We start from the raw sequence: 25,340 nt of genomic DNA, 5'->3' as shown, positions 1-25,340 counted from the left end.
TGGGGCATGCAGTCGTGGCAAGCCCTCCGATGCCATATCGGCTCTTGAAGCTGGCTGAGGGTCATGGGTAATCAGGTACCGATAACTTGAAGCTGCTCACATTCTGGTGTCGCAAGAGCATCCGGAGCGATACGGGCATGCCCGAAGGACGGGTGACAGCGGGGCTGTGGGTCCGCTATATTGTGGTCTGTTTGAATACCATCATAGGGAAGAGAAGATGGAGTGGCTGGATCAGAAAGTGCTGCGACAACTGGCAGATGACATCGGTCACGAGATGATGCCGGTCGTCATCTCGGTGTTTGTCGAAGAGGTAGGCGAGCAGTTGGCCCAATTAAGGCCGCTTTTTGAACAGCGGGACTGGTCAGCCCTGGCGCGTCTCGCCCACAGCATGAAATCGTCCTGTGGCAGCTATGGCGCCAAACCCAGCTATCAGCAGGTGATGGATCTGGAGTCCGCCTGTCGCCGGGAAGATGAGCAAGAGGCCGGCAGACTGCTGGCTGAGCTGGAGCACTCCCTGCCCCAGGTCTTCACCCATCTGGCCCAGTTTCACTGATCCAGAAGGGCATCAGCCCGCCATGTCGCGCTCGCCAAGCCTGCTCAGGATCACGGTGTCGAGTGCCAGCCGCAGCTTGAGGCGGTCGTGGCGGTGGGGGAGGGCCGCTTCACCCAGCTCGGCCCGAACGAGGCAGTGCTGCAGCTCGGGTACCTGGGGACCCTCGGGAGCCAGAATGGCATCGATCCGGCCGCTGCCTATCCGCTCTTCCAGCCAACGATGCTGACTGGACAGTGACAACTGGCCAGCCGGACCCTCTTCGTCCACCAGATTGCTGATGAACACGACGATGGCGCGGCTGCTGCGGATCGCCTCCGCAATCTCGCGCAGCAGCAGAGGAGGCATGATGGAGGTGAGGAAGCTGCCCGGCCCCAGGATGATCATGTCGGCCTGGCTCAGCGCCTCGACCGCTTCGCGCGTGGCGGGCACGACCGGTTTCAGGCTCAGGGCCCGTGGCGGCGTGGTGAGCTGATCGATGGAGACCTCCCCCAGGATCTGATCGCCACAGACGGTGTGGGCGCACAGATCGGTGGGATGCTCGGACATGGGCAGCAGATTGGGTTCAATTTCCAGCATGTCGCTGATGAGCCGGATGGCATCCAGGGGGCGCACGCAGAGGTTGTCGAGGGCCAGCAGCATCAGGTTGCCGAGGTTGTGGCCCGCCAGCTCGCCGCGGCCGGTAAAGCGGTGCTCGAACAGCTGGCTACCGATGCTGGGGGTGGTCACCAACTGGTTGAGGCAGTTGCGCAGATCCCCCCAGGCGATGCACTCCTGGCTTTTGCGCAGGCGTCCGGTGGAGCCGCCATCATCCGTGGTGGTGACGATGCCCGTCAGCCGGGATCCCAAGAACGACAGGGAAGAGAGCACCCGGCCCATACCGTGCCCGCCGCCGATGGCGACAACCCGGTCGAAGTCATTGATATTTTTCTGCCACATGCAGTGATCCCGTGGGAGGCCAGTGAGCACCATTCTAGTCTCCATGGCCAGGTAATTGTTTGATAAGGGTATGATTTTTGCTTGATGCCAGCATCCCGTACCCCTAGGAGACGATGTTGAACTTCCTGACGGCTCACTCGCTTGCCGAGACGACCCCACTGGCCGCCCAACAAGTTACAGAGCGGTTGCATGCCCAGTCATCCCATGTTCCATCGCTGTTGCTGGTCTATTTTACCCAAGCACACGAGGCGGCGGAACTGCGCCGTGCGCTCAAGGCACGTTTTCCCGATACCCGGCTGATCGGTTGCAGCTCCTGCGGCGGTATCCTGATCCAGGATGGCCATCATGGTCGGCATGGCTGGAGCCTGTCGGTCGCCGCCCTTTATGATGACAAGGGGGCCTATGGCGTGGCTGGCCAGATGGGGGATCAACCGGATGTGCGGGCATTGCTGCGCCGCGCCATCGCCGATGGTGGCCGACCGGGAGAGCTGCCGCAGCTCGTGTTGCTGCACACCAGCCCGGGGCTGGAGGAGGTTGTGCTCGCGGGGATCGACGCCGAGTTTGGCGCGACCGTTCCCGTCGTCGGCGGGTCGGCGGCAGACGACGGCGTGGCCGGGCAGTGGCAGCTGTGCTGGGACGAAGGGGAGGGATCACAAGGGTGCGTGTTGGCGGTGCTTTACCCCGATTGCCAACTGGCGTTCCAGTTTCATTCAGGCTATGTACCCACCGAGTGTCGCGGCATCATTACCGGGATAGACGGGCGGGAGGTGCTGACCATCGATCACGAGCCGGCGGCCCGGGTCTATGGTCGCTGGACCGAGCGTGCGACGCCCTGGCCGGTGGGCCCCATCCTCAGGGAGACGACGCTCTCGCCACTGGCCCGTCAGGTCGGCATGCTCGATGACCTGCCCTACTACAAGCTCTCCCATCCCGAGGCGGTGACGGCGCGAGAGGGGCTGCGCCTCTTTACCGAGACCCGACTGGGAGAGCGGCTGCTGCTCATGTACAGCAGCCAGGAAGGGTTGTTGCAGCGCAGCCTGAATGCGGTGAATATCGAGCCTGAATATGGCATGGCGAGCAATATGCGCCCCTTTGGCGCCCTGGTGGTGTTTTGTGCCGGTTGTCGGCTGGCACTGGGGGACAGGCTGGGGGACATCGTCAGTCAATTCAGTCAGAGGCTGGGTGAGATCCCCTTCATCACGCCCTTTACCTTCGGTGAACAGGGACGATTACCCCATGGTGAGCTGGCACACGGCAACCTCATGGTGTCGAGCGTAATCTTCCTCGAGAGCTGACACTGTGCTGGATTCAAGATGATAGGCAATAGCGAACTCGAAACCCTGGGTGACAAACTGCAAACCACGCTGGTGGAGCTGATGCGTTGCCGGGAGCGGGAGGCCAGATATCGGGAGGAGTCCCAAGCCCTGCTGTGCGGGGTGGCGACCCTGGCACAGGCCCAGAGTCTGGAGCAGGTACTGGAGAGTCTCATTCTTGCTCTCAAGCCCTTTATCGGATTCGAACAGGCGGACGTGGTTGCCTGGGAGGCCGTGGGGGGCAGCACCCATCTGAGCACCCAGCCGGACGAGGTGGGCCGGACCTGGTCGCTGACACCGCTCTTCTCCAGGGCCATCGAGGGTGAGACCCTGGTTATCTATGATCCTGCCCAACTGCCTGAGCTGGCGCCGCTGGCAGGGGCGCCGGGCTGGGCCAGCGTCATGATGACAGGCTTGCAGGGACCGGGGTTTTCCGGTGTGCTCATCTGCCGGCACAGCGTGGCGGGCACCTTCGATCTCAAGAGCAAGGCGGCGATGCAGCGTTGTCGCCCGCTCATCTCCCAGGCCCTGGTCAACATCGCCTATCGGGCTCGCCTGCAAGAACAGGTTGACCTCAAGACCCTGGCCCTGCAGGCCAGCGAACAGCGTTTTCGCAGTTTTGCCGCCATGGCCTCCGATTGGTTCTGGGAGACCGATCCCCAGCACAGGCTCAGCTATGTCTCTGCCCCTGGCTATCAGGGGGAAGTGCTGGCCCGCCAGACGGGGAGAAGCCTCTATGATTTTGCCCACGACAAGCAGGACCCGGCCTGGAGCCACTACCGGCACCTGATCGCCCACCATCTGCCGGTGCGGGGAATGCGGGCCCAGGTGATGCTGGCGGGCGGGCCTTGCTGGATGGAGATCAATGCGGAGCCTTGCCATGATGCCGGTGGCCACTTCCTCGGCTATCGGGGCACGGCGCGGGAGATAGGCAGCCAGATCCGCCGCGAGCAGGAGCTGGCGCGGGCGCGGGACGATGCCGAGACGGCCAACCGTGCCAAATCCCAGTTCCTCGCCATGATGACCCACGAGATCCGCTCTCCCATGAACGCCGTGCTGGGGATGCTGGATCTGCTGCAGCACGGCCGGCTCGACACTCCGCAACAGACCCTCATCGGTCATGCCACCCACTCTGCGCATCTGTTGCAGACCATCATCGACGATGTGCTCGATTTCTCGAAAATAGAGTCACATACCCTGACCCTGCACTGTGAACCCTTTCAGCCAGCCGAGCTGTGCCGTGCCCTGGTGGAGCCCTTGCAGGCACAGGCCAGTGCCAAGGGCATCACACTGCACTGGCATCTGGATGAGACGCTCCCTGAACGCCTTCAAGGGGATGCCGTCCGCCTCTCCCAGGTGATAGGCAACCTGCTTGGCAATGCCGTGAAGTTCACCTCCGTCGGCAGCGTGCGTCTGGCGTTGACCTGGGAGGAGGAAAAGCTGGGGGTCATGGTCAGCGACACGGGGATCGGCATCTCCACCGAGGATCAGGCGTTGCTGTTCGAACCCTTCTATCAGGTCGACAGTTCGGCAACCCGCCGCTTCTCCGGCTCGGGGCTCGGACTGGCCATCTGCAGGCGGCTGGTGCAGCTGATGGGGGGAGATATTTGCGTGCAGAGCACGCCTGGGCTGGGAAGCTGCTTCTGGTTCGAGCTGCCCGGGATGGCCTCTCCCTGTGCTCCGGCCGCTGCCCCCGGCAGTGAAGAGTGCGCCAGACTGGAGCTGGATGTGCTGGTGGTGGAAGACAGTCCGGTCAATCAGCTGGTGGTATCCCTGATGCTGCAGAAGCTGGTGTGCAGGGTGAGGCTGGCAGGCAATGGTCTGGAGGCCCTGGCACAGGTGGCGAAGCAGCAGCCGGACCTTGTCCTGATGGATATGCGGATGCCGCAGATGGATGGGCTGGAGGCGACCCGGCGCCTGCGGGACATGGGGTGCGAGGTGCCCATCGTCGCGTTGACGGCCAATGCCATGATGGAGGACAGGGCCCGCTGCCTTGCCCAGGGCATGAACGATTTTCTGGCCAAACCCATCAGTCTTGCCAGGCTGCGAAGCTGCCTGCTCCGCCATTGCAGGTGATGTCGGCCGATTTTGGGTAAAAAAAAATGGTCAACCTGGTGGTTGACCAATTCTTCAGCAAATACTGAAGAGAGCACGGGATAAATCGGGTTGTACGGTTTTATATGAAAAAGTCGTGCCAACTTTTCAAAACCTGTTATTTGCGGCCTGTAGCTGAATTGTGTGTTATTTATCGCTACCGTGATTGCAAAATGCAATTCTCATTTTTTCATTATAAGAATCCAGTGCCGAGAATTCGCGTTTTGCAAACCAACCGTTGACTCACTCTTTGACTCACTGTGCGATCAGTCGGCGCAAGAACTGACGCGCCGCTTCACTGTTCTGTTTGGCAATCAACATCTGTTTTTCATAGATCGGCATGGGCAGGATCTCGAGCCAGCGTTGGCAGAGCCAGGCTGCATCGTCGAACTGCTTGTCCGGGTAGAGCTCATCCAGTTCCGGGTATTGTGCAAAGACCTCTCTCAATCGGCTGACCAGCTGGTTGTCGCTGATATCAGAATCCGCACTCGGCCAGTTGGGCAACTGCTCGACCTGGGCGTGCCTGAGGCCTGCGCTATCCGTTTCCATCTCGTGGATGCAGAAGCGTTCAAGGCCGAGCACGGTGACCCCGAGCAAACCGTCGTTGAGGGTATAAAAATCAGTCACCTTGACGCGGGTTCCGACCGGGAGAATCCGTCCGCAGGTACCCGTGCTGGTAGTCTCTTCCATCACGATGCCAAAACCCCGATCCTCGAGGAAGGACTCCTTGAGCATCTGCAGGTGGCGCGGCTCGAACAGGCGAAGGGGGAGCTTGCCACCGGGCAGAATGTGGGACGGCAAGGGGAACAGTGCCAGTTGTTGAAGTTTCATGTTCCATCCTCCTAATCAGTCATTGCTGAATGTGACAATGCAGTGACCGTGCCAGAGAGAGGTGGCGTGGCGAAGGGGTGAGTCATTTCCCGTGGTTATTTTTAATATCCATTTAAAATCAATCTATTGTGATTTGATGTCGCGAATGCAGGCAAGGCAGTGCGAAAGGGATTCAGGTGAGGTGTTAGGGCGCCGAACATACCCCGTGTGCAGAATGAGTCTATTTTCGCATATTGCAAATTTGATTCATGCAAAATGCCTGTTACAGACCCATTCAGCGATTGGGGGCAAAGGCCAGGGGATCAGGTGGTCAATTCGGTGTGCTGTGTCATGCCGTCCAGCATCAGGGCGGCTATCTCGTCATACATCTGCGACCAGACCTGTGCCAGTGCCGGGGTAAAACCACTGCCGAGACGCCGTGCCAGTACCTGGGTCAGCGCCTGTTTGAGCAGCGCATTGAACGTTGAATCGCTGGTGACGCCTGCCGAGATCGCGAATGATGAAACCCAGTGCATCCAGCTGGGAGAGGCTGGTGATGACGGTGTTCAGGGTGTCCGACACCTTGGCAACGGGCAGCTCCTGATGTGGGGGAAAGAGGGTCCTGAGTTCGGGGGACAATCTGAACAGCTCTTCATACACCTCCTGGACATAGCTGTTGTTCAGGGCGCTCACCCTGCCCCAGGCTTTCTGGACCAGCTCTATCTGCTCAAAGGTCATGTCGATGTTTCCTTCCCGTGCGATGTCATGAAAATAATAATCCATCTACTCAATAGAGCACCGGGTTCCGCGCCATTTGGGGAAAAGAAGAGGGGGCCAGCAAGGAGGCACGGATGGTGACCCCTTGCTGGCAGGAGGCCGGGACCTCAGTTGCGCTGTTCCAGGTACATGACGGCTGCTTCGACGCGGCTTTGGGCCTCGAGCTTTTTCAGCAGGCTCTTGACGTGGACCTTGACGGTTCCCTCGGAGATATGGAGCACTGAGGCGACCTGCTTGTTGGACAACCCCTTGGCGATTTCACGCATGATCTGCATCTCGCGTCGGGTCAGGCTCTCCAGCTTCTGCTGCAGGTGGTCCAGCTCGTAGATGTTCTCGAGATAGGGACGCAGCGGCTCGCTCAGGATCTGCTTGCCGGTCATCACGTCAGCCAGCTGGGCCAGCAGCATGTCAGGCTCGGTGTCCTTGAGTAGATAGCCGTCCGCGCCTGCCTTGAGCAGGGCAACCACATCCTGGCGGGCGTCAGAGACGGTCAGGATCACCACGCGGGAAGTCACCTCTTCGGCCCGCAGCGCCTTGAGGGTATCGAGACCTGACAACCCCTTCATGTTGAGGTCGAGCAGGATAAGGTCCGGTTCGGACTCTTTGGCCATGGCCACGGCGTCGGTGCCGTTGGAGGCCTCGCCAACCACGTCGATGTTATCTTCCAACTCCAGCAGTTGCACAATTCCCTTGCGCATCAGGGGGTGGTCATCCACGACCAGAACACTGTATTTCATCTCGTCCATCAGGCGTCTCTTGTTAGGCTGGTGGGAAAGGTCAGGTGTATGCGGGTGCCCCCGGAGGGCGGTTCACTGATGGTCAACTGGCCGCGCAATTTGCTGGCGCGTTCATTCATGATGCTGAGACCGTAGTGATTCACCGCCGAGCTTGCGCCCCTTATTCCAACACCATCGTCTGCAATCTGAACCTGGATGTTACCATCAGCCAGGGTCTCACAGCTAACGTCAATGTGCCGCGCGCTGGCATGCTTGATGGCATTGAGCACTGCCTCACGGATCAGCTGCAGGATGTGGATGTGCTGCCCCGCTTCAAGGTCGGTGTCCGTCAGTCCGTACTGGAGCCTGATGTCGGCGTGCGTCTGGGGTTTGAGCTGCTCGAGCATGACCGCGATGGCTTCACCCAGGTTGGCATCGCCGATGCTGAGGCGGAAGGTGCCGAGCAGTTCGCGCAACTGGGTATAGGCATTGCTGAGTCCCTCGTCGATCTGCTCCATGGCTGCCTCGGTCTTGGCCCTGTCCCCCTTGGCGAAGGAGCGCTTGAGCAGCGTGGCCTGGATCTTCAGGTAAGAGAGGGCCTGAGCGAGGGAGTCGTGCAGTTCACGGGCGATGACGGCGCGCTCTTCCATCAGCAGCAGGCGCTGGTGCTGCAGCAGGGTCTGATCCTTGTGCAGCACCTGGGCCAGCAACATGGAGAAGTTCTTCATCAGCCTCTCGTCGATGGGGTGGTCGCTTATCATGTCGAGCCGACCGTACTCCTCGTCATCCATCTGCAGGTAGAAGCTCACCACGGCGTCCAGATCCCCCGGCCACCCCTTGCGACCTGTGATGTAGACCGGCATCGCATTGTGCTCGAAGCGGGTTAGGCGGATGTACTCGATGTGCTGGTGGGCGGCGGCCCGCTCCAGCAGCTTTTGCAGGGTGCGGCGGCTGAGGGGCGCCGCGTGCAGTTTCTGGGCGGTGGAATAGAGGAAGGAGAGGGTGTCGTTGGCCTGTTGCAGCTTGGCCGTTTTCTCCTCCACCTTGCTCTCCAGCTCCCGGTAGAGTTTGCCAAGCTCGTCGGCCATGGTCGCGAAGGCCCCCGACAGCTCTCCCAGCTCGTTCTCACAGTGGGGGGGCAGGGTGAGATCGAATTCCTGACGCTGGATCTGGCGTGCGCAATAGACCAGCTGGTTGAGGGGCGCTACCACCTGCTGGCGGGTGAAGCGCACCGTGCACCAGGCGATGGTGATGATGGCGAGCAGCCCTAGCCCCTCTGCCAGGGCCAGCATGCGCACCTTGAACTCCACGTGGTACTGCATCTGGTTGACGAAGTCATCGATGGCGGCGACGAACTGCTCCGTATTGTCGGTATAACGGCTGGGAGTGGCATTCTCGATGTGTTCGCGCATCACTTGCCATTGCAGCAGGACTTCACCATAGGTGCGGCGCAGGGAGGCGGGCGTGATCCAGCGCTGGGTCTCCTGCAGCTCGGGGGCATGAAGGGTCTGTTCAAACTGGGCGAGCCGACCGAGGACGACCTGATCCTTCTCGATTTCATAGGCCATGCGGTAGGCCTGCATGCGCAGGGAGCCCGACAGGTTGATGGCCTTGGCATCGGGAACCGAATAGAAGAGGGTGACCATGGCCACCACGGCGATCAGGCTGGCCATGAACAGGATCAGCACCATGGAGCGACCGATGGCGCTGCTGACCGACTGCACTCTGAACCATTTTCCCATGCCGACCGGCTCCCTTTTCACCCACAAAGACCCCACAAAGTAGCATGGGAGTGTACTCCAAGTTGTGCTAGCATCGAAAAACTAGATGAACTCCGAGCGATTTTGCCTAAGTCATTGAGATAGGGGGAGATCGCCGTCAGCCGCTGTTCGAGCTGAAAGGGTCAGGAAAGAAATGCCCTGGCCTCCCGTATTTGGAAAGGTGTTTATGTTGCCACTTGAAGATGGTTTTTCCCGTCGCTTTTACTATTTGCGTCTGTCGGTCACCGACGTCTGCAATTTCCGCTGTACCTACTGTCTGCCGGACGGCTATCACCCGCCGAAAGGAGATGGTGAGGGGCGCCAGTCCTTCCTCTCCCTGGAGGAGATCCGTCGCGTTGTCTCCGGGTTTGCCGCCATGGGGACGCGCAAGGTGCGTCTGACCGGAGGCGAGCCCTCCCTGCGCCGCGACTTCACGGCCATCATCGAGACCGTGGCCAATACCCCCGGCATCGAGAAGGTGGCCATGACCACCAACGGGTATCGCCTCAAGGAGCGTGCCCGCGAGTGGTTCGATGCGGGGCTGACGGCCCTGAACGTCAGCGTCGACAGCCTGGATCCCCGTCAGTTCCACCAGATCACCGGCGAGAACAAGCTGGCGGAGGTGATGGCGGGGATAGACGCCGCCCTGAGTGCCGGTTTTCGGTCGGTCAAGATCAACGCCGTGCTGCTCAAGGGGCTCAATGATCATCAGCTCGAGACATTCCTCGCCTGGATCCGCGACAAACCCATCGAGCTTCGTTTCATCGAACTGATGCAGACCGGCGAGATGGACGCCCTGTTTCGCGATCACCATACCAGCGGTGAACTCATCAAGCAGCGCCTGCAAGAGAGCGGCTGGGTACAGCAGCTGCGCGGCCTGGATGATGGCCCTGCCCAGGTGTTCACGCATCCGGACTCGAGGGGCGGGGTGGGGCTCATCATGCCCTACAGCAAGGATTTTTGCGCCGGTTGCAACCGGCTGCGGGTCTCCTCCAAGGGCAAGCTGCACCTGTGTCTCTTTGGCGACAACGGGGTGGAACTGCGGGATCTGCTCACCGATGACAGCCTGCAGGAGGCGCTACAATGGCGTATTCGCCAGGCGCTGACCGGCAAGGCCGCCACCCATCGCCTCCATGAAGGCAATGCAGGCATGACCCCCCACCTGGCCTCCATCGGCGGCTGACAGCCGCCGTGCACCTCAAATAACCTTCGATTAATTATCAATCCTCACATAGGGGTAATTTACCTTGCCCCTGCTGTGTCTAATTGCGCCAAGGGTTTGATCCAGCGCAAGAATCCCCCCTGTTTATCTCCCTGGTGGTATATCCCCTGACTTGTCAGGGCCGCAATATACACCCACGCTTATAATTGGTATTGAAAATGCCAGTCACGGGATCCGCGCGGGGGCATCCGCCCCCGAAAAGAGGAGTCGATATGACCGACGGGGTCAACTTGTCACGCAGAGGCCTGTTTCGGGGACGCCTGAGCGCCCCCAAGGCCGGGATCCAGTTGCCCTGGTCCGTCTCCTGGGACGAGTTCGTGGCCGGCTGTACCCGCTGCGGCGACTGTCTGGCGGCCTGTCCGGAGCAGATCCTGATCAAGGGAGACGGGGGCTTCCCCACGGTGGATTTTCACCGCGGCGAGTGCACCTTCTGCACCGAGTGCGTCAGCGCCTGCGAGGCGCCGGTGTTCAGGCCGACAACCCAGACACCCTGGGAGTATGTGGCCCATATCGAGGCGGGCTGTCTGGCCACGGCCCAGGTGTTCTGCCAGCGCTGTCAGGACAGCTGCGAGCAGCAGGCCATCCGCTTTTCCCCCCGGCTGGGGCGCGTACCCACCCCCAGCATCCATGCCGAGTCGTGCAACGGCTGCGGGGCCTGCGTGGCGGATTGCCCGGTGGGCAGCATCAGCATCGGTCTGTCTCGTGGCGAAGCTTCGCGATGACCCAAGAGACGAACAAGTTGGAAAACGGTAATATGACGCGAGAAGAGTTCCATGTATCCAGCCTGGTGGTGCTGACCAAGCCCGATCTGCGCCACGCCCTGGCAGAGCGGATTGCGACCCTGGACGGGGCCGAGATCCACGCCGTCAGCGAGGAGGGCAAGCTGGTGGTGACCCTGGAGGGGCCGAGCCAGCGCCCCATCATGGCGGCCATCGACACCATTCAGGGGTTGCCCGGGGTGCTCTCTGCGGCCCTGATCTACCACCAGTTCGATGAAATGGACGCCGAAGATGGGGAATAAGGCGTCATGTGGCAGAAGCGCAAGAGTCGTTCGCTGACCGCCACGGGTAATACACGGGATGCCGTGTCTGTTGTCTGCGTTCGATGAACGAAAAGCCCAGAGCAAAGGAATAAAGCGCCATGGAGCTGAGCCAGCGCGGCTCGTCACAATGGCTGTCATTGATGTGATTAAGCAATGCGAGGATATGTCATGAAGCTGAGTCGACGCGACTTTATGAAGGCCAATGCGGTGGCGGCAGCCGCTGCCGTGGCCGGTGTCAGTGCCCCCACTCTGGCGGCGAATCTGATCACCAGTACCGACAAGACCGCCATCACCTGGGACAAGGCGCCGTGCCGCTTCTGCGGGACCGGCTGCTCCGTGCTGGTGGGCTCCCAGGCTGGCCGCGTCGTGGCGACCCAGGGGGATCCCGATGCACCGGTCAACCGTGGCCTGAACTGCATCAAGGGCTACTTCCTCTCCAAGATCATGTACGGGGAGGATCGCCTGACCCAGCCCATGCTGCGCATGACGAACGGCAAGTTCGACAAGAACGGCAACTTCGCCCCCATCAGTTGGGATCAGGCCTTCGACATCATGGCCGAGAAGTTCAAGGCGACCCTGAAAGAGAAGGGCCCGACCGCCGTCGGCATGTTCGGCTCCGGCCAGTGGACCGTCTGGGAAGGCTATGCCGCCGCCAAGCTGATGAAGGCAGGCCTGCGCTCCAACAACCTGGATCCCAATGCCCGTCACTGCATGGCCTCCGCGGTAGTGGGCTTCATGCGTACCTTCGGCATGGATGAACCCATGGGCTGCTACGACGACATCGAGCAGGCCGACGCCTTCGTGCTGTGGGGCTCCAACATGGCCGAGATGCACCCCATCCTCTGGTCGCGCATCTCCGATCGCCGTCTGTCCCACCAGGATGTGCAGGTGCACGTGCTCTCCACCTTCGAGCACCGCAGCTTCGAGCTGGCGGACAACGGACTGGTGTTCACCCCCCAGACCGATCTGGCGATCCTCAACTACATCGCCAACTACATCATCCAGAACGACAAGGTGAACTGGGAGTTCGTCAACAAGCACACCCAGTTCCGCAAAGGGGTGACCGACATCGGTTACGGCCTGCGTCCCACCAACCCGCTCCAGCAAAAGGCCAAGAACCCGGACAGCGGCGACTCCACCCCCATGAGCTTCGACGACTTCGCCAAGTTCGTGGCGGATTACGATCTGGAGTCCGTCTCCAAGCTCTCCGGCGTGCCCAAGGACAAGCTCGAGAAGCTGGCCCAGATCTATGCGGATCCGGACAAGAAGGTGGTCTCCTACTGGACCATGGGGTTCAACCAGCACACCCGTGGCGTCTGGGCCAACAACCTCTGCTACAACATCCACCTGCTGACCGGCAAGATCTCCCAGCCGGGCTCCGGCCCCTTCTCCCTGACCGGCCAGCCCTCCGCCTGTGGTACCGCCCGTGAAGTGGGTACCTTCGCCCACCGTCTGCCGGCGGACATGGTGGTCACTGATCCCAAGCACCGCGCCATCGCCGAGAAGATCTGGAAGCTGCCGGAAGGCACCATCCCGGAGCAGGTGGGCTACCACGCCGTGCTGCAAAACCGTATGCTCAAGGATGGCAAGCTCAACGCCTACTGGGTGATGTGCAACAACAACATGCAGGCCGGCCCGAACATGAATGAAGAGGCGCTGCCCGGTTATCGCAACCCGGCCAACTTCATTGTGGTCTCCGACCCTTATCCGACCGTGACCGCCCAGGCGGCCGACCTCATCCTGCCCACCGCCATGTGGGTGGAGAAAGAGGGGGCCTACGGCAACGCCGAACGTCGCACCCAGTTCTGGCACCAGCAGGTGAAGGCACCGGAAGGGGCCAAGTCCGACCTGTGGCAGCTGATGGAGTTCTCCAAGCGCTTCACTGTGGAAGAGGTGTGGCCGGCTGAGTTGATTGCCAAGATGCCGGAAGTGAAGGGCAAGACCCTGTTCGACGTGCTCTATGCCAACGGCCAGGTGAACCAGTTCCCGAAAGAGCAGAGCAAGGGGGCCCTGAACGACGAGGCCGAGCACTTTGGTTTCTACGTCCAGAAGGGGCTGTTCGAGGAGTACGCCTCCTTCGGTCGCGGCCATGGCCACGATCTGGCGCCGTTCGATCAGTATCACGAAGCCCGCGGCCTGCGCTGGCCTGTGGTGGACGGCAAGGAGACCCTGTGGCGCTATCGCGAAGGGTTCGACCCTTACGTGAAAGCGGGGGAGGGGGTGCGCTTCTACGGCAAGCCCGACGGCAAGGCGGTCATCTTCGCGCTGCCCTATGAGCCCGCCGCCGAGGCTCCGGACAAAGAGTACGACATGTGGCTCTCCACCGGTCGCGTGCTGGAGCACTGGCACACCGGCACCATGACCCGCCGGGTCCCCGAGCTCTATCGCACCTTCCCGGATGCGGTGCTCTTCATGCACCCGGAAGATGCCAAGGCCCGTGGCGTGCGCCGTGGTGAAGAGGTGATCGTCTCCTCCCGCCGGGGCGAGGTGAAGACCCGGGTCGAGACCCGCGGCCGCAACCGTCCGCCCAAGGGATTGGTGTTCATGCCCTTCTTCGATGCGAGCCAGCTGGTCAACAAGCTGACCCTGGACGCCACGGATCCGCTCTCCAAGCAGACGGATTACAAGAAGTGCGCCGTCAAGGTCGTCAAGGCATAAGGCGGGGGAGCGCGAGATGAGTCGTAGTCGGCGCCAGTTTCTGGCCGACATGGCCAAGGGGGCCTGCGGTGTGGGCCTGCTTGGCGTGGGGCTCGGCGGCATGGCGCGCCAGCAGGTGCAGGCCGTGCCTGCCCAGGCGCTGCGCCCGCCGGCTGCCCTCGACGAGGCTGAGTTTCTCGGCGCCTGCGTGCGCTGCGGGCTCTGCGTCGAGGCATGCCCCTACGACACCCTCAAGCTCGCCCGGCTGTTTGAACCCGTGACCACCGGCACCCCCTACTTCAAGGCGCGCGCCGTCCCGTGCGAGATGTGTGACGACATCCCCTGCGTGGCGGCCTGCCCGAGCGGGGCCCTGGATAGGGCCATGACCGACATCGATCAGGCGCGGATGGGGGTGGCGGTGCTCATCGATCACGAGACCTGCCTCAACTACCTGGGGCTGCGCTGCGACGTCTGCTACCGGGTCTGCCCCCTCATCGACAAGGCCATTACCCTTGAGCTGCAACACAACCCGCGCACCGGCAAGCACGCCATGTTCCTGCCCACGGTGCACAGCGATCTCTGCACCGGCTGCGGCAAGTGCGAGCACGCCTGCGTGCTGGAGGAGGCGGCCATCAAGGTGGTACCTCGCGGGCTTGCCAAGGGGGAGCTGGGTCACCACTACCGGCTCGGCTGGGAAGAGAAGGAGAAGGCGGGCAAGTCCCTCATCGGTGAGCGACTGACCCTGCCTACCCGCAAACCGGAGGGCCTATGAGTCGGTATCCAGGGGCCGAGGCTACGGCCAGGCTGGGCTGGTGGCGGTCACACCGCTTCCTGCTGCTGCGCCGGCTCTGCCAGTTCGGGGTGCTGACGCTGTTCCTGCTGGGGCCGCTGGCGGGCATCTGGATCCTCAAGGGCAACCTCTCCAGCTCGCTGTTGCTGGAGACGGTGCCCCTCACGGATCCCCTGACCCTGCTGCAGTCGTTGGCGGCGGGCCAGTGGCCCATCCCCACCCTGTGGCTCGGGGCTGGGCTGGTGCTCGCGGGTTACTGGCTGGTCGGGGGGCGGGTGTTCTGCTCCTGGGTCTGTCCGGTCAACCTGGTCACCGATGCCGCCGCCTGGCTCAGGGGGCGGCTCGGGCTCAAGGGCAATGGTCAGTTCAACCGCGCTACCCGCTACTGGCTGCTGGCCATGGTGCTGGTGGCACCTTCCATCGCCGGCGTGCTGGTGTGGGAGCTGGTCAATCCGGTGTCGCTCACCCTGCGGGGCCTGCTGTTCGGCATGGGGGCGGGCTGGGGCCTGCTGGCGGCGCTGTTCCTGTTCGACCTTTTTGTGGTGGAGCGGGGCTGGTGCGGCCACCTCTGTCCGGTGGGGGCCTTCTATGCCCTGGTCAACCGGGTCGGGTTCATCAAGATTGCAGCCTCGGGGCGCGAGCGGTGCAGCAACTGCATGGATTGTTATGCGGTCTGCCCGGAGCGTCCCATCCTGCGCGGCCCCGTTCACGGTGCCAGGCGTGGTCACGGGCCCTTGATTGCAGCTCAGGAGTGTACCAACTGCGGCCGTTGCATCGATGTCTGCGCGGAGCAAGTTTTTGAAATCACTGTAGGTTTTGCCGTCAAGGCAGAGAAATCGTCGGAGAACACATAATGAAGAAGCTGATTGGAGCAATGCTGGCCTGCCTGATGGCGGGTTCCTTGATGGCGGCCGTCCCCGAGATCACCAACAGCACGGGGGGCATCAAGTCGGAGCGGGGAAGCACGGATCTGGTAACGGATGCCGACGCGGCCCCTCTGAAGAACTTTCGCAAGGATGGCGACCTCTACGATCGCCAGTACATGCACCAGCCCCCGCTGATCCCCCACGACACCCGCAACTATGAAGTGGACAACAAGGTCAACAAGTGCCTGGCCTGTCACAGCTTCAAGAACGCCAGTGCCATGAAGGCCCCCAAGATAAGCCCCACCCACTTCGAGACCCGCGACGGCATGACCCTGGGCGAAGTCTCGCCGCGTCGCTACTTCTGTCTGCAGTGCCACGTGCCGCAAGCGGATGCCAAGCCGCTGGTGAACAATACCTTCAAACCGGTTGAAGCGCTGAACTGAGGAACCCATAGATGAAATTACCCGGCTTTGTGAAGCGTCTGTGGACCACCTTCAAGTCACCGTCGAAGGCGGCCCTCTGGGTCATCCTGCTGATGGGCTTCTTTGGTGGCGTCATCTTCTGGGGCGGGTTCAACACCGCCATGGAAGCGTCCAACACCGAGGCCTTCTGCACCGGTTGCCACGAGATGAAGGACAACGTGTTCGTGGAGTACCGCGACACCATCCACTACGCCAACCGCTCCGGCGTGCGGGCCAGCTGCCCGGATTGCCACGTACCCCACGAATGGACCTACAAGATCATCCGCAAGGTGCAGGCCTCCAAGGAGCTGTGGGGCATGATCACCGGCAAGGTGGATACCCGCGAGAAGTTTGAATCCCACCGGCGGGAGATGGCCGAGCGGGAGTGGCAGCGGATGAAGGAGACGGATTCGCGCGAGTGCCGCAACTGCCACAACTTCGAGTACATGGACTTCTCCCTGCAAGGGCGTCGGGCCGCCCAGATGCACTCCACCAACCTGGCAAGCGGGGCCAACACCTGCATCGACTGCCACAAGGGGATTGCGCACCAACTGCCTGACATGAAAGGGGTGCCAGGCTTCTGATGGGAAGGCCGCCGGATCCCCGGGATCCGGCGGCCTTCGAGATTAATGGGCAATGACGCCCCCCAGCCAGACATCTTTTGATAGAATCCCTTCCCGGCAACGCGGCGCCCACCGGCTCCTTTCATGGCTGGCACCACGGTGCGGCGCGTTCACCTCATCCTCTCGTGGTCAATGATTGACAGGAATGGCCCCAATGGCACCCAAACACAGCGAATTCATCCCTCTCAAGATCGCCGTCCTGACGGTTTCCGACAGTCGCACCGCTGCCGATGACAGCTCGGGGGACTATCTGGTCGAGGCCCTGACCCAGACCGGCCACGTGCTGGCCGATCGGGCGCTCTGTCCCGACAACCTGTTTCGCATCCGCGCCCAGGTGAGCGACTGGATTGCCGACGAGGGAGTCCAGGTGGTGCTCATCAACGGCGGCACCGGCTTCAACGAGCAGAACCGGGTGCCCGAGGCGGTCGGCGTGCTGTTCGAGCGCACGGTGCAGGGCTTTGGCGAGATGTTCCGCCAGCTCTCGTTTGCCGAAATCAAGGGCTCTGCCATGCAGAGCCGTGCCCTGGCAGGGCTGGCCAATCGCACCCTGATCTGCTGCCTGCCCGGCTCCACCGGCGCCTGCCGTCTGGGCTGGGAACAGCTTATCCGGGATCAGCTCGATGCCCGTACCCGGCCGTGCAACTTCGTGACCCATCTGTGATCCCGGGAGTAAACCCGGATCATTCATCTTATTTTTCGATAGGGGCATAGATGAACCTGACCCATCTCAACCAGAGCGGCGAGGCCCACATGGTGGATGTCACCGACAAGCAGGTGACCGAACGCGAGGCCCGCGCCGAGGCTTTCGTGACCATGGCCCCCGAGACCCTGGCGTTGATCCTGAGCGGTCAGCACCACAAGGGGGACGTGTTCGCCACCGCCCGCATCGCCGGCATCATGGCGGCCAAGAAGACCGCCGATCTTATCCCACTCTGCCATCCGCTGGCCTTGACCAAAGTCGAGGTGGAGATAGTGCCGCTGGCCGAGCAGAATCGGGTGCATATCCGCACCCTGTGCAAGCTCTCGGGCAAGACCGGGGTGGAGATGGAGGCGCTCACCGCCGCCTCGGTGGCGGCCCTGACCATCTACGACATGTGCAAGGCGGTGCAAAAGGACATGGTTATCGAGCAGGTGCGTCTGGTGGAGAAAAAGGGCGGTAAATCCGGTCATTTCCAACTGGGTGAGACCAAAGGAGAGCAGGCATGATCAAGGTTCTGTTTTTTGCGCAGGTGCGTGAGCTGGTCGGCTGCGACGAGCTGAGCCTGCCTTGCGACTACGCCAGTGCCGATGCCCTTCGCGCCGCCTTGAGCGAGCGAGATGACAAGTGGGCGCTGGCGCTCGAATCCGGCAAGCTCCTGGTGGCGGTCAACCAGACCCTGGTGCCGCTGGATACCCCCCTCCATGACGGGGATGAGGTCGCCTTTTTCCCGCCGGTGACCGGAGGTTAAGGATGAACGAGATAATGACCGTAGATCGCGCCACTGAGCTGCGGGACTGTGGTGAGGCCGCCTTCTTCCCTCTCCTTCCAGTGACGACAGGAGGCTGACCATGACCGATCGCATTCTGGTGCAGCGGGATGACTTCTCGCTGGCGGACGAATATGCCCGCCTTGCTGCCCGGCAGGACACAGGCGCGATTGTCAGCTTTGTCGGCAAGGTGCGCGACTTCAATCAGGGGGAGCATGTGAAGGGGCTGGCCCTCGAACACTACCCCGGCATGACCGAGAAGGCGCTGACGAACATAGTGGCCGAGGCCCGCAGCCGCTGGCCCCTGCAGGAGTGTACCCTCATTCACCGCATCGGCGAGCTGCTGCTCGGGGATCAGATCGTGCTGGTGGTGGTGAGCAGCGCCCACCGCGAGGCGGCTTTCGAGGCCTGCCACTTCATCATGGATTTCTTGAAGACCCGGGCGCCGTTCTGGAAAAAAGAGCTGACCGCCGACGGGGTGCAACGCTGGGTCGAGGCCAGGGCGAGCGATGACGCCGCCCTGGCCCGCTGGCAACAAGGGGAGTGAGCCTCGGGCTCGCGTCAATCGATCCGGCCGTGTCGGAACATAAGGAGCAGAGGAATGAAGAGATGGGTATCCCTGTTGGTGCTGGGCGCCAGCGCCATGTACAGCGGTGCTGTGCTGGCTGACGAGGTCAAGGTGGCGGTGGCGGCCAACTTCAAGGGCACCATAGAGCGCATCGGCAAGGAGTTCACCGCCAAGACCGGCCACAGCGTCGTCATCAGTTCGGCGGCCACCGGCGTGCTCTATACCCAGATCACCCACGGTGCACCCTTCGATCTCTTCCTCTCGGCCGACGTGGCGACCCCTCAAAAGCTGGAGTCGGAAGGCAAGGGGAGCGAACGCTTCACCTATGCCATCGGTCAGCTCGGCCTCTGGCAGAAGGGGGGGCCAGCTCCCGACGAGGCCACCTTGCGCCACTGGCAGGGGGAGCTGGCCATCGCCAACCCCAAGACAGCGCCCTATGGCGCTGCCGCCATGGCGACCCTGGCTCATCTCAAGATCGATCCCAAGCAGTATCGGGTGCTGACTGGCACCAACATCAGCCAGACCTGGCAGTTCGTCGATACCGGCAATGCGAAGCTGGGCTTCGTCGCCTGGGCCAACCTGGTGGAGGCGGGCAAGACCGGCGAAGCCTGGGCGGTACCGGCCAGCTTCTATCCCCCCATCGAGCAGCAGGCCCTGGTGCTGAAGAAAGGGGCGGCGGTGGATGCCCTGGTCGCCTGGCTCAAGGGGCCGGGACAGGCGCAGATCAAGGCGGCGGGTTACGCCCTGCCGCAGTAAGCGCCCGGCGTCTGCCGGCCAGCCCCGTGCTGGCCAGATCCGGTGCCTGATGTGTCCCAAGGCGGCGCCCGTCATGACGGCGCCCTGTTTTTTATCGACACCCGAGAGGGGACCCTATGAGTGAAGGGGATCTGCTGGCGGTCTGGCTGACCCTGAAACTGGCGGCCAGCACCACTGCCATCCTGCTGCTGCTGTCGCCGCCGCTCGCCTGGTGGCTGTCTCGCAGCCAGCACCGGCTGCGCCCCCTGGTGGAGGCCATGGTGGCCCTGCCGCTGGTGCTGCCGCCCACCGTGCTCGGTTTCTATCTGCTGCTGGCCTTCTCCCCGGAGTACGGCTTGGGTGGCTGGTGGCGGGAGACCTTCGGGGCCCCGCTCGCCTTCAGTTTCCTCGGCCTGCTCATCGCCTCCGTCATCTATTCGCTCCCCTTCGTGGTACAACCCCTCACCTCCGCCTTCGTCAACATGGGCAGCAAGGAGCTGGAGGCTGCTGCCACCCTGGGGATGGGCCCGTTTGAGCGCTTCTTTCGCATCATCCTGCCGATGACGCTGCCGAGCTTCGTGATGGCGGCGGCGCTGGGCTTTGCCCACACCCTGGGGGAGTTCGGGGTGGTGCTGATGATCGGCGGCAACATTCCCGGGGAGACCCAGGTGCTCTCCATCGCCCTGTTTGATCACGTGGAGGCGATGGACTACGACCACGCCCATATTCTGGCAGGCGGCCTGATGGGCTTCTCCCTGGTGATGCTGGTGCTGGTCTACGGCGTGCTGCAACGCCGGCAACGGAGGCTGTTCGGATGAACCTCTACCTCAAGGCCAGACGTGATTTCGGCCCCTTCACCCTGGCGTGTGATCTGGCGTTGCCCCCCAGCCGCATCCTCGGCCTGTTCGGTCCTTCGGGCTGTGGCAAGAGCACCCTGCTGCGCATCATCGCCGGGCTCGACAAGGCCCCGGGCGATGCCCTGCGCTGGCAGGGGCGCGAGCTTGCAGCCCTGCCCCCCGAGGCGCGGCGCATCGGGATGGTGTTTCAGGATGCCCGTCTCTTCCCCCACCTGAGCGTGCTCGGCAACCTGCAACTGGCGGCTCGCAAGGGGAGGGGGCGCTGGCAGCCAGAGGATCTGGCTGCGCGCCTCGGCTTTGCCGAGCTGCTGGGGCAACCGGCCCATGGCCTCTCCGGCGGTCAGCGTCAGCGGGTGGCATTGGCCAGGGCCTTGCTGGCCGAGCCCGACTTGCTGCTGCTGGATGAACCCTTCTCGGCGCTGGACAGGCGCAGCCGCATCCATCAGGCCCACGTGCTCAAGGGCTTGCAGCAGGAGAGCGGCATCCCCATGATCTTCGTCAGCCACGCCATGGAGGAGGTGAGCCTGCTCTGCGATGGACTGGTGCTGCTGGCAGAGGGACGGGTGGAGGCCCAGGGCACCCCAGAGGAGATCTTCGCCCGCACCGACCTGTCGCTGGCCAGTCGCGACGACGTCGGGGTCATGCTCTCTGCGACCCTGTCCCACTACGACGAGCACGAGCAGATGGCGACCCTGCGACTCGGGGAGCAGACCCTGATGGTGACCATGGAGCATGCCCCCGATGAAGCGGGCCCCTTGCAGATCAAGGTGGCGGCGCGGGATCTGGTGATCGCCACCGAGCCCATCGTGTACTCCAGCCTCTCCAACTGCCTCGAGACCCGGCTGCTGGAGGTGCGGGAGGTGCGACCCGGGCAGACCCTGTTGCAGTTGGCTCTCGGGCAGCAGATACTGCTGGCCCGGATCACCAGCCGCTCCGCGCAGCGGCTCGCCCTGATGCCGGCCATGCGCCTCTACGCCTACATCAAGGCGGTGAGCCTGGTGGGAGAGGGGTAGACAGGGGACCGGAGTGCGGATTGGCTGGCCATGAGTGGCCGGCATGGCGTCGAGAAAGGGGGGACGGGTGCGTCGCAATCAGGTAATGAAATCCCATGGCTTGGCCCTGCGCAGTGCGGGGGAGGGGCCCTTGCTGCTCTTGCTGCACGGGCTGGGCTCTTCCAGCCTCGACTGGCAGGCGCAGAACGAGCGTTTTTCCGAGCGTTACCGGGTGGTGGCCATCGACTTGCGCGGCCACGGCCAGAGCATGCAGGAGGGGCCCTTTGACGTGCCCACCCTGGCGGCGGATGTGGCCCGCTGGCTCGACGAACAGCCCGAGCCTGCCTGGGTAGTGGGGTTGTCGCTCGGTGCCATGGTGGCGCTGGAGCTGGCGCTGCAACTGCCCCACAAGGTGCAGGGGCTGGTGCTGGTCAACGGCTTCAGCGAATTTCTGCTGGAGACGCCAAAGGAGCAGGAGCGCTATGCCATGCGCCTCAAGTGGCTGCGCTGGTTCGGCATGCGGCCGCTGGCGTGGTGGCTCGGTCGCGAGCTCTTTCCCGGCCCCGATCTCGCCCAGGTGCGCCACACCTTCCGGGGGCGCTTCGTGCGCAACAAAAAGAAGACCTACAAGGCGCTGCTGGAGGCGCTGCCCGGCTGGTCGGTGCGGGCTCGTCTCGGCACCCTCTGGCAGCCGGTGGCCATCATCTCCACCAGTCACGACTATCTGCCCCTGGCGCGGCGGGTGGAGCAGTTCGCCTCCCTGCCCAATGCCACCATCCACACCCCGGATGGTCACCACGCCTGGCCGGCGGAAGATCCCGCCGGGTTCAATCATCTGTTGCAGCGGATCCTCTCAACCCATTGAGGGGAGCAGACAGCAGAGGTAGATAAAAAAGCCGAACCCCGGGGGTTCGGCTTTTTTGTGGGCGCTGCTCAGGGTCTTGAGCAGACCGGGCAGTCGGGGCGCTTGGGAAGCTTCAGCTCGCGAAAGCTGCCACCCAGACCGTCGATCATCAGCAGGCGGCCGCTGTAGCTTTTGCCTATGCCCGCCAGCAGCTTGATGGCTTCGAGCGCCTGCAGGCTGCCCACCAGTCCCACCACGGGGGCCAGTACCCCCGCCTCGACACAGGTGAGGGCCTGATCGCCAAAGAGGGTGCTGAGACAGGCGTAGCAGGGTTCATCCTCCTGCCAGGTGAAGCTGCAGAGCTGCCCTTCGAGCCGGATGGCGGCGCCGCTGACCAGGGGCACCTTGTGCTGGCGGGCACGCTGGTTGAGGAGGTTGCGGATGGCGACGTTGTCGGTGCAGTCGAGCACCAGCTGATGGCCTGGCAGCAGGGCATCGAGCAGTGCCTCGTCGGCGAGGGCGGCGTGGGTCTCCACCTCGAGCCAGGGGGTGAGGGCGCGCAGGGACGTCGCCGCAGACTCCACCTTGAGCTGGCCGATGCGCTCGTCGCTGTGCAGCACCTGGCGCTGCAAATTGGAGAGCTCCACCCGATCGAAATCCACCAGGGTGAGGTGGCCGACCCCGGCCACCGCCAGATACTGGCTGGCGGCGCAGCCCAGGCCCCCGGCGCCGATGACCAGCACGCGTGACTGCTTGAGCGCCTCCTGCCCCTCGAAGTCGAAGGATTTGAGCACGATCTGGCGGTTGTAGCGAAGGAGTTCTGCGTCGCTCAGGATCTCGCTCACAGCAGCAGCCCCGAGAAGGGCTCGACGGTGACCGTCTCACCGGCGGCCACCTTGCCGCGCTCCTGCTCGAGCACGATGTAGCAGTTGGCCCGGGACAGGGAGCTGAACACCCCGGAGTCCTGGGAGCCGGTGCTGCGTACCTCGAGGCCATTCGGGCCCACGCTCAGGATGCCGCGCTGAAAGTCCAGGCGCCCCGGGCTCTTCTTGAGCGGCTCTGTCGCCAGGGCCTGGAGGGGGTGCGGGCGTGCAAACTGCTGACCGGCCAGTCTGGCCAGGGCCGGTTGCACCAGCTGATCGAAGGTGACCATGGCGGAGACCGGGTTGCCCGGCAGACCGAAGAACCAGGCGTTTGGCAACCGGCCAAAGGCGAAGGGTTTGCCCGGCTTGATGGCGAGCTTCCAGAAGCCAATTTCCCCGAGCTCTTCGAGCAGTTGCTTGGTGAAGTCCGCTTCTCCCACCGAGACGCCCCCGGTGGTGATCAGGGCATCGGCCTCGCGGTCGGCCTGCAAGAAGGCGGCGCGCAGGGCCTCCGGATCATCGGGAATGATGCCAAGGTCCAGGCACTCACAGCCCATGCGGCTCAGCATCGCCTTGACCCCGTAGCGGTTGGAGTCGTAGATGTCCCCGTGCTGGAGCGGGGTGCCCAGAGGCTTGAGCTCGTCCCCTGTGCTGAAGATGGCGACCCTGAGGGGACGGCGCACCGTGACGTTCGCGATGCCAAGGGAGGCGAGCAGCGGCAGCTCCCTGGGGCTCAGGCGCAGGCCGCTTTCGAGCACCCGGGCGCCCTGCGCCAGATCCTCGCCGCGGCGACGGATGTTCTGGCCAGGCGTGGGCGCGGTCAGGAAAGTGATCCCGTTGTCGCCGGCTTGCGTTTCTTCCTGCATCACCACAGCGTCTGCACCCGGGGGCACAGGGGCCCCGGTCATGATGCGGATGCAGTGGCCGGCGGGCCACTCCCCCTCATAGGGCTGGCCCGCAAAGGCCTTGCCCGCCACGGGGAGCGGCACCCCGGCGGCGAGATCCGCCAGGCGCACGGCATAGCCGTCCATGGCGGCGTTGTCGAAGGGGGGGACGAAGAGGGGGGAGCTTATCTCCTCGGCCAGGATCCGATCCAGCGCCTGGGGCAGGGGCAACCGCTCCGTCTCGCAGCAGCAGGTGAGTTGTTCCAGCATCCCTTGCAGGGCCTTGTCCAAGGGGAGGAGTGCACCGGTATCGAATCCCATCATCATGACCTCTCTGGTGTGTAGGGGGCAGATTATCCCAAAAATCCGCTCCGATGGGCAGGCCGAAGGTGCGGTAATGGGGGGCAGATGCCCCGGTGTGATCGGATTCTGGGGCGCTATTCCGTTGAATTACCTCCTGATGGGTAACCAGAGCGAGGCTTGTGCGAGATGGTGGCTGGGGAAGAGGCGGCACGGCCGTGCGCCTTGCCCCCGAATGGGCAGGCCGGTGCGGACAAAACGGGGTGGTTTGGCATAAAGTCGGGCACCGGGCTTGAGTTAGACAGAATTATGACAATAATCGCCCTGTAAGATTGCGCCGCGGCACCATGCCGCAGGCCAGCACAGTCCCTGAGCGTGGGAGAGATACACGATGACGAGCTTAAGCCAGGAAGCCCTGTTGGTCAGGGCGGCGCTCGAGGCCGAGGGCCTTGAGACACCTCTGGTGGCCAATGAATTGAGCGGCCAGCAGAAAAAGGAAAAAATCGAAGGTCATATGCGCGCCATCATGGAGACGCTGGGACTGGATCTGGCCGACGACAGTCTGGCAGAGACCCCGCACCGCATTGCCAAGATGTACGTGAACGAGATCTTCTCCGGCCTCGACTATGCCACCTTCCCCAAGGTGACGGTGATCGAGAACAAGATGAAGGTGGACGAGATGATCATGGTGCGGGACATCAGCCTCACCAGCACCTGCGAGCACCACTTCGTCACCATAGACGGCTTTGCCCACGTGGCCTACATTCCCCGCGGCAAGGTGATTGGCCTGTCGAAGATCAACCGCATCGTGCAGTTCTTCGCCCGCCGTCCCCAGGTACAGGAGCGGCTGACCCAGCAGATCCTGCTGGCGTTGCAGACCCTGCTTGGCACCAGGGACGTGGCCATCAGCATCAAGGCGACCCACTTCTGCGTGAAGGCCCGTGGCGTGATGGACTCCACCTCCTACACCACCACCACCTCCCTGGGCGGCGTCTTCAAGACCCAGCCCGACACCCGCGCCGAATTCCTCGGTGGTCTGAAAGGGTAGTGCTCCCGGGGCCTGTCGCCGACAGGTCCCGTCTCCTTTCCCTCACTTTTTTTGAAAAATACCTAAAGTTGTGACCGTGCCGGTCGCTATGGCTCTCCGTGTTGTCGCAGGGCGGGAGCACACTTTGTTGATATTTTAACCAAAGAATAACTGAGCCCGATAGTCGTCATTCCAGCCGGCTCT

The 25,340-nt window shown here is 62.8% G+C and carries 27 protein-coding genes and 1 riboswitch; of the genes, 20 read left to right on the top strand and 7 right to left on the bottom strand.

The annotated features are described in order from the left end of the window. Nucleotides 1-217: 217 nt before the first annotated feature. A complete protein-coding gene (locus OKB81_RS10285) occupies nucleotides 218-553 on the top strand; it encodes an Hpt domain-containing protein (protein ID WP_010674144.1) in 336 nt (111 codons plus the stop codon). Between the two features lie 12 nt (nucleotides 554-565). Here the strand turns inward: OKB81_RS10285 and OKB81_RS10280 are convergent, their stop codons facing one another. Beyond that, nucleotides 566-1,489 carry a gluconeogenesis factor YvcK family protein gene (locus tag OKB81_RS10280; protein ID WP_029314269.1) on the bottom strand — a complete coding sequence of 308 codons (924 nt, stop codon included), beginning with the start codon at nucleotides 1,487-1,489 and terminating at the stop codon, nucleotides 566-568. 113 nt (nucleotides 1,490-1,602) lie between these two features. On the opposite strand from OKB81_RS10280, the gene OKB81_RS10275 reads away from it, so the two are divergent. Both OKB81_RS10275 and OKB81_RS10270 read left to right on the top strand, forming a co-directional pair. Beyond that, complete coding sequence (locus tag OKB81_RS10275; protein ID WP_270667896.1) at nucleotides 1,603-2,784, top strand: FIST signal transduction protein; 1,182 nt, start codon at nucleotides 1,603-1,605, stop codon at nucleotides 2,782-2,784. Nucleotides 2,785-2,802: 18 nt separating this feature from the next. Further along, nucleotides 2,803-4,878, top strand: a complete 2,076-nt coding sequence (locus tag OKB81_RS10270; RefSeq protein WP_160838052.1) for an ATP-binding protein — start codon at nucleotides 2,803-2,805, stop codon at nucleotides 4,876-4,878. Between the two features lie 273 nt (nucleotides 4,879-5,151). On the opposite strand, the gene OKB81_RS10265 is transcribed toward OKB81_RS10270, so the two are convergent. The 4 genes from OKB81_RS10265 to narQ form a co-directional block, all read right to left on the bottom strand. Then, on the bottom strand, nucleotides 5,152-5,727 hold the full coding sequence (locus OKB81_RS10265; RefSeq protein ID WP_160838050.1) for an LON peptidase substrate-binding domain-containing protein: 576 nt from the start codon (nucleotides 5,725-5,727) through the stop codon (nucleotides 5,152-5,154). 360 nt (nucleotides 5,728-6,087) lie between these two features. Next, complete coding sequence (locus tag OKB81_RS10260; RefSeq protein ID WP_234888610.1) at nucleotides 6,088-6,489, bottom strand: globin domain-containing protein; 402 nt, start codon at nucleotides 6,487-6,489, stop codon at nucleotides 6,088-6,090. 101 nt (nucleotides 6,490-6,590) lie between these two features. Next, nucleotides 6,591-7,229: a two-component system response regulator NarL gene (gene narL, locus OKB81_RS10255; protein ID WP_039038841.1), complete on the bottom strand. Its 639-nt coding sequence runs from the start codon at nucleotides 7,227-7,229 to the stop codon at nucleotides 6,591-6,593. Continuing rightward, complete coding sequence (gene narQ, locus OKB81_RS10250; RefSeq protein ID WP_041215515.1) at nucleotides 7,229-8,941, bottom strand: nitrate/nitrite two-component system sensor histidine kinase NarQ; 1,713 nt, start codon at nucleotides 8,939-8,941, stop codon at nucleotides 7,229-7,231. Before narQ ends, narL begins: the two co-directional genes overlap by 1 nt. 78 nt (nucleotides 8,942-9,019) lie before the next feature. Beyond that, a riboswitch (molybdenum cofactor riboswitch) is annotated at nucleotides 9,020-9,159 on the top strand. Between narQ and moaA the strand changes: the two genes are divergently transcribed. The 16 genes from moaA to OKB81_RS10170 all read left to right on the top strand — a co-directional run bounded on the left by moaA (nucleotide 9,147) and on the right by OKB81_RS10170 (nucleotide 22,083). Beyond that, nucleotides 9,147-10,142 (top strand): GTP 3',8-cyclase MoaA, encoded by a 996-nt coding sequence (moaA, locus tag OKB81_RS10245; protein ID WP_160838047.1) that lies wholly within the window; start codon nucleotides 9,147-9,149, stop codon nucleotides 10,140-10,142. Its footprint overlaps the riboswitch before it by 13 nt. A gap of 251 nt (nucleotides 10,143-10,393) precedes the next feature. After that, nucleotides 10,394-10,903, top strand: a complete 510-nt coding sequence (gene napF, locus OKB81_RS10240; protein ID WP_160838045.1) for a ferredoxin-type protein NapF — start codon at nucleotides 10,394-10,396, stop codon at nucleotides 10,901-10,903. After that, on the top strand, nucleotides 10,900-11,202 hold the full coding sequence (locus OKB81_RS10235; protein ID WP_202395111.1) for a chaperone NapD: 303 nt from the start codon (nucleotides 10,900-10,902) through the stop codon (nucleotides 11,200-11,202). The genes napF and OKB81_RS10235 overlap by 4 nt, the downstream gene beginning before the upstream one ends. 189 nt (nucleotides 11,203-11,391) lie before the next feature. After that, nucleotides 11,392-13,881: a nitrate reductase catalytic subunit NapA gene (napA, locus tag OKB81_RS10230; RefSeq protein WP_270663793.1), complete on the top strand. Its 2,490-nt coding sequence runs from the start codon at nucleotides 11,392-11,394 to the stop codon at nucleotides 13,879-13,881. A gap of 16 nt (nucleotides 13,882-13,897) precedes the next feature. Next, a complete protein-coding gene (gene napG / locus OKB81_RS10225; RefSeq protein ID WP_160838041.1) occupies nucleotides 13,898-14,632 on the top strand; it encodes a ferredoxin-type protein NapG in 735 nt (244 codons plus the stop codon). Continuing rightward, on the top strand, nucleotides 14,629-15,504 hold the full coding sequence (napH, locus tag OKB81_RS10220) for a quinol dehydrogenase ferredoxin subunit NapH (RefSeq protein WP_270666422.1): 876 nt from the start codon (nucleotides 14,629-14,631) through the stop codon (nucleotides 15,502-15,504). Before napG ends, napH begins: the two co-directional genes overlap by 4 nt. After that, nucleotides 15,504-15,959, top strand: coding sequence for a nitrate reductase cytochrome c-type subunit (locus OKB81_RS10215; protein WP_041212738.1), 456 nt, complete (start codon nucleotides 15,504-15,506; stop codon nucleotides 15,957-15,959). The genes napH and OKB81_RS10215 overlap by 1 nt, the downstream gene beginning before the upstream one ends. Nucleotides 15,960-15,970: 11 nt before the next feature. Further along, nucleotides 15,971-16,561 (top strand): cytochrome c3 family protein, encoded by a 591-nt coding sequence (locus OKB81_RS10210; protein ID WP_010674159.1) that lies wholly within the window; start codon nucleotides 15,971-15,973, stop codon nucleotides 16,559-16,561. A 193-nt stretch (nucleotides 16,562-16,754) separates the two neighbouring features. Continuing rightward, complete coding sequence (gene moaB, locus OKB81_RS10205; protein WP_039038846.1) at nucleotides 16,755-17,261, top strand: molybdenum cofactor biosynthesis protein B; 507 nt, start codon at nucleotides 16,755-16,757, stop codon at nucleotides 17,259-17,261. A gap of 50 nt (nucleotides 17,262-17,311) precedes the next feature. Then, the gene (gene moaC / locus OKB81_RS10200) at nucleotides 17,312-17,806 is read left to right on the top strand and encodes a cyclic pyranopterin monophosphate synthase MoaC (RefSeq protein ID WP_104455658.1); all 495 of its coding nucleotides are present in this window, start codon (nucleotides 17,312-17,314) and stop codon (nucleotides 17,804-17,806) included. After that, nucleotides 17,803-18,048 (top strand): molybdopterin synthase sulfur carrier subunit, encoded by a 246-nt coding sequence (gene moaD / locus OKB81_RS10195; protein ID WP_160838035.1) that lies wholly within the window; start codon nucleotides 17,803-17,805, stop codon nucleotides 18,046-18,048. Before moaC ends, moaD begins: the two co-directional genes overlap by 4 nt. Nucleotides 18,049-18,148: 100 nt before the next feature. Then, nucleotides 18,149-18,613 (top strand): molybdopterin synthase catalytic subunit MoaE, encoded by a 465-nt coding sequence (gene moaE, locus OKB81_RS10190; RefSeq protein WP_109112512.1) that lies wholly within the window; start codon nucleotides 18,149-18,151, stop codon nucleotides 18,611-18,613. A gap of 54 nt (nucleotides 18,614-18,667) precedes the next feature. Next, nucleotides 18,668-19,390 carry a molybdate ABC transporter substrate-binding protein gene (modA, locus tag OKB81_RS10185; protein ID WP_109112511.1) on the top strand — a complete coding sequence of 241 codons (723 nt, stop codon included), beginning with the start codon at nucleotides 18,668-18,670 and terminating at the stop codon, nucleotides 19,388-19,390. Nucleotides 19,391-19,506: 116 nt separating this feature from the next. After that, complete coding sequence (gene modB, locus OKB81_RS10180; RefSeq protein ID WP_109112510.1) at nucleotides 19,507-20,187, top strand: molybdate ABC transporter permease subunit; 681 nt, start codon at nucleotides 19,507-19,509, stop codon at nucleotides 20,185-20,187. Then, the gene (gene modC / locus OKB81_RS10175; protein WP_109112509.1) at nucleotides 20,184-21,239 is read left to right on the top strand and encodes a molybdenum ABC transporter ATP-binding protein; all 1,056 of its coding nucleotides are present in this window, start codon (nucleotides 20,184-20,186) and stop codon (nucleotides 21,237-21,239) included. Before modB ends, modC begins: the two co-directional genes overlap by 4 nt. 67 nt (nucleotides 21,240-21,306) lie before the next feature. Then, nucleotides 21,307-22,083 carry an alpha/beta fold hydrolase gene (locus OKB81_RS10170; protein WP_160838058.1) on the top strand — a complete coding sequence of 259 codons (777 nt, stop codon included), beginning with the start codon at nucleotides 21,307-21,309 and terminating at the stop codon, nucleotides 22,081-22,083. Between the two features lie 68 nt (nucleotides 22,084-22,151). On the opposite strand, the gene moeB is transcribed toward OKB81_RS10170, so the two are convergent. After that, nucleotides 22,152-22,907, bottom strand: coding sequence for a molybdopterin-synthase adenylyltransferase MoeB (gene moeB, locus OKB81_RS10165; RefSeq protein WP_270663784.1), 756 nt, complete (start codon nucleotides 22,905-22,907; stop codon nucleotides 22,152-22,154). Continuing rightward, nucleotides 22,904-24,130: a molybdopterin molybdotransferase MoeA gene (moeA, locus tag OKB81_RS10160; RefSeq protein WP_160838056.1), complete on the bottom strand. Its 1,227-nt coding sequence runs from the start codon at nucleotides 24,128-24,130 to the stop codon at nucleotides 22,904-22,906. The genes moeB and moeA overlap by 4 nt, the downstream gene beginning before the upstream one ends. Before the next feature lie 370 nt (nucleotides 24,131-24,500). Between moeA and folE the strand changes: the two genes are divergently transcribed. Continuing rightward, the gene (folE, locus tag OKB81_RS10155; RefSeq protein WP_010674171.1) at nucleotides 24,501-25,157 is read left to right on the top strand and encodes a GTP cyclohydrolase I FolE; all 657 of its coding nucleotides are present in this window, start codon (nucleotides 24,501-24,503) and stop codon (nucleotides 25,155-25,157) included. Nucleotides 25,158-25,340 lie beyond the last annotated feature (183 nt).

Origin of the sequence: Aeromonas sp. QDB56 (assembly GCF_027705505.1) — a bacterium.
Lineage (GTDB): Bacteria > Pseudomonadota > Gammaproteobacteria > Enterobacterales > Aeromonadaceae > Aeromonas > Aeromonas caviae.
Note: the sequence above shows the minus strand (reverse complement) of the source record. Positions and strands in the feature narration are given on the sequence as shown.

What these genes read in the sequence shown, in the direction of transcription:
- OKB81_RS10285 (WP_010674144.1), top strand. Translation starts at nt 218, where the DNA reads ATGGAGTGGCTGGATCAGAAAGTGCTGCGACAACTGGCAGATGACATC.
- OKB81_RS10280 (WP_029314269.1), bottom strand. Translation starts at nt 1,489, where the DNA reads ATGTGGCAGAAAAATATCAATGACTTCGACCGGGTTGTCGCCATCGGC.
- OKB81_RS10275 (WP_270667896.1), top strand. Translation starts at nt 1,603, where the DNA reads ATGTTGAACTTCCTGACGGCTCACTCGCTTGCCGAGACGACCCCACTG.
- OKB81_RS10270 (WP_160838052.1), top strand. Translation starts at nt 2,803, where the DNA reads ATGATAGGCAATAGCGAACTCGAAACCCTGGGTGACAAACTGCAAACC.
- OKB81_RS10265 (WP_160838050.1), bottom strand. Translation starts at nt 5,727, where the DNA reads ATGAAACTTCAACAACTGGCACTGTTCCCCTTGCCGTCCCACATTCTG.
- OKB81_RS10260 (WP_234888610.1), bottom strand. Translation starts at nt 6,489, where the DNA reads ATGGATTATTATTTTCATGACATCGCACGGGAAGGAAACATCGACATG.
- narL (WP_039038841.1), bottom strand. Translation starts at nt 7,229, where the DNA reads ATGGACGAGATGAAATACAGTGTTCTGGTCGTGGATGACCACCCCCTG.
- narQ (WP_041215515.1), bottom strand. Translation starts at nt 8,941, where the DNA reads ATGGGAAAATGGTTCAGAGTGCAGTCGGTCAGCAGCGCCATCGGTCGC.
- moaA (WP_160838047.1), top strand. Translation starts at nt 9,147, where the DNA reads ATGTTGCCACTTGAAGATGGTTTTTCCCGTCGCTTTTACTATTTGCGT.
- napF (WP_160838045.1), top strand. Translation starts at nt 10,394, where the DNA reads ATGACCGACGGGGTCAACTTGTCACGCAGAGGCCTGTTTCGGGGACGC.
- OKB81_RS10235 (WP_202395111.1), top strand. Translation starts at nt 10,900, where the DNA reads ATGACCCAAGAGACGAACAAGTTGGAAAACGGTAATATGACGCGAGAA.
- napA (WP_270663793.1), top strand. Translation starts at nt 11,392, where the DNA reads ATGAAGCTGAGTCGACGCGACTTTATGAAGGCCAATGCGGTGGCGGCA.
- napG (WP_160838041.1), top strand. Translation starts at nt 13,898, where the DNA reads ATGAGTCGTAGTCGGCGCCAGTTTCTGGCCGACATGGCCAAGGGGGCC.
- napH (WP_270666422.1), top strand. Translation starts at nt 14,629, where the DNA reads ATGAGTCGGTATCCAGGGGCCGAGGCTACGGCCAGGCTGGGCTGGTGG.
- OKB81_RS10215 (WP_041212738.1), top strand. Translation starts at nt 15,504, where the DNA reads ATGAAGAAGCTGATTGGAGCAATGCTGGCCTGCCTGATGGCGGGTTCC.
- OKB81_RS10210 (WP_010674159.1), top strand. Translation starts at nt 15,971, where the DNA reads ATGAAATTACCCGGCTTTGTGAAGCGTCTGTGGACCACCTTCAAGTCA.
- moaB (WP_039038846.1), top strand. Translation starts at nt 16,755, where the DNA reads ATGGCACCCAAACACAGCGAATTCATCCCTCTCAAGATCGCCGTCCTG.
- moaC (WP_104455658.1), top strand. Translation starts at nt 17,312, where the DNA reads ATGAACCTGACCCATCTCAACCAGAGCGGCGAGGCCCACATGGTGGAT.
- moaD (WP_160838035.1), top strand. Translation starts at nt 17,803, where the DNA reads ATGATCAAGGTTCTGTTTTTTGCGCAGGTGCGTGAGCTGGTCGGCTGC.
- moaE (WP_109112512.1), top strand. Translation starts at nt 18,149, where the DNA reads ATGACCGATCGCATTCTGGTGCAGCGGGATGACTTCTCGCTGGCGGAC.
- modA (WP_109112511.1), top strand. Translation starts at nt 18,668, where the DNA reads ATGAAGAGATGGGTATCCCTGTTGGTGCTGGGCGCCAGCGCCATGTAC.
- modB (WP_109112510.1), top strand. Translation starts at nt 19,507, where the DNA reads ATGAGTGAAGGGGATCTGCTGGCGGTCTGGCTGACCCTGAAACTGGCG.
- modC (WP_109112509.1), top strand. Translation starts at nt 20,184, where the DNA reads ATGAACCTCTACCTCAAGGCCAGACGTGATTTCGGCCCCTTCACCCTG.
- moeA (WP_160838056.1), bottom strand. Translation starts at nt 24,130, where the DNA reads ATGGGATTCGATACCGGTGCACTCCTCCCCTTGGACAAGGCCCTGCAA.
- folE (WP_010674171.1), top strand. Translation starts at nt 24,501, where the DNA reads ATGACGAGCTTAAGCCAGGAAGCCCTGTTGGTCAGGGCGGCGCTCGAG.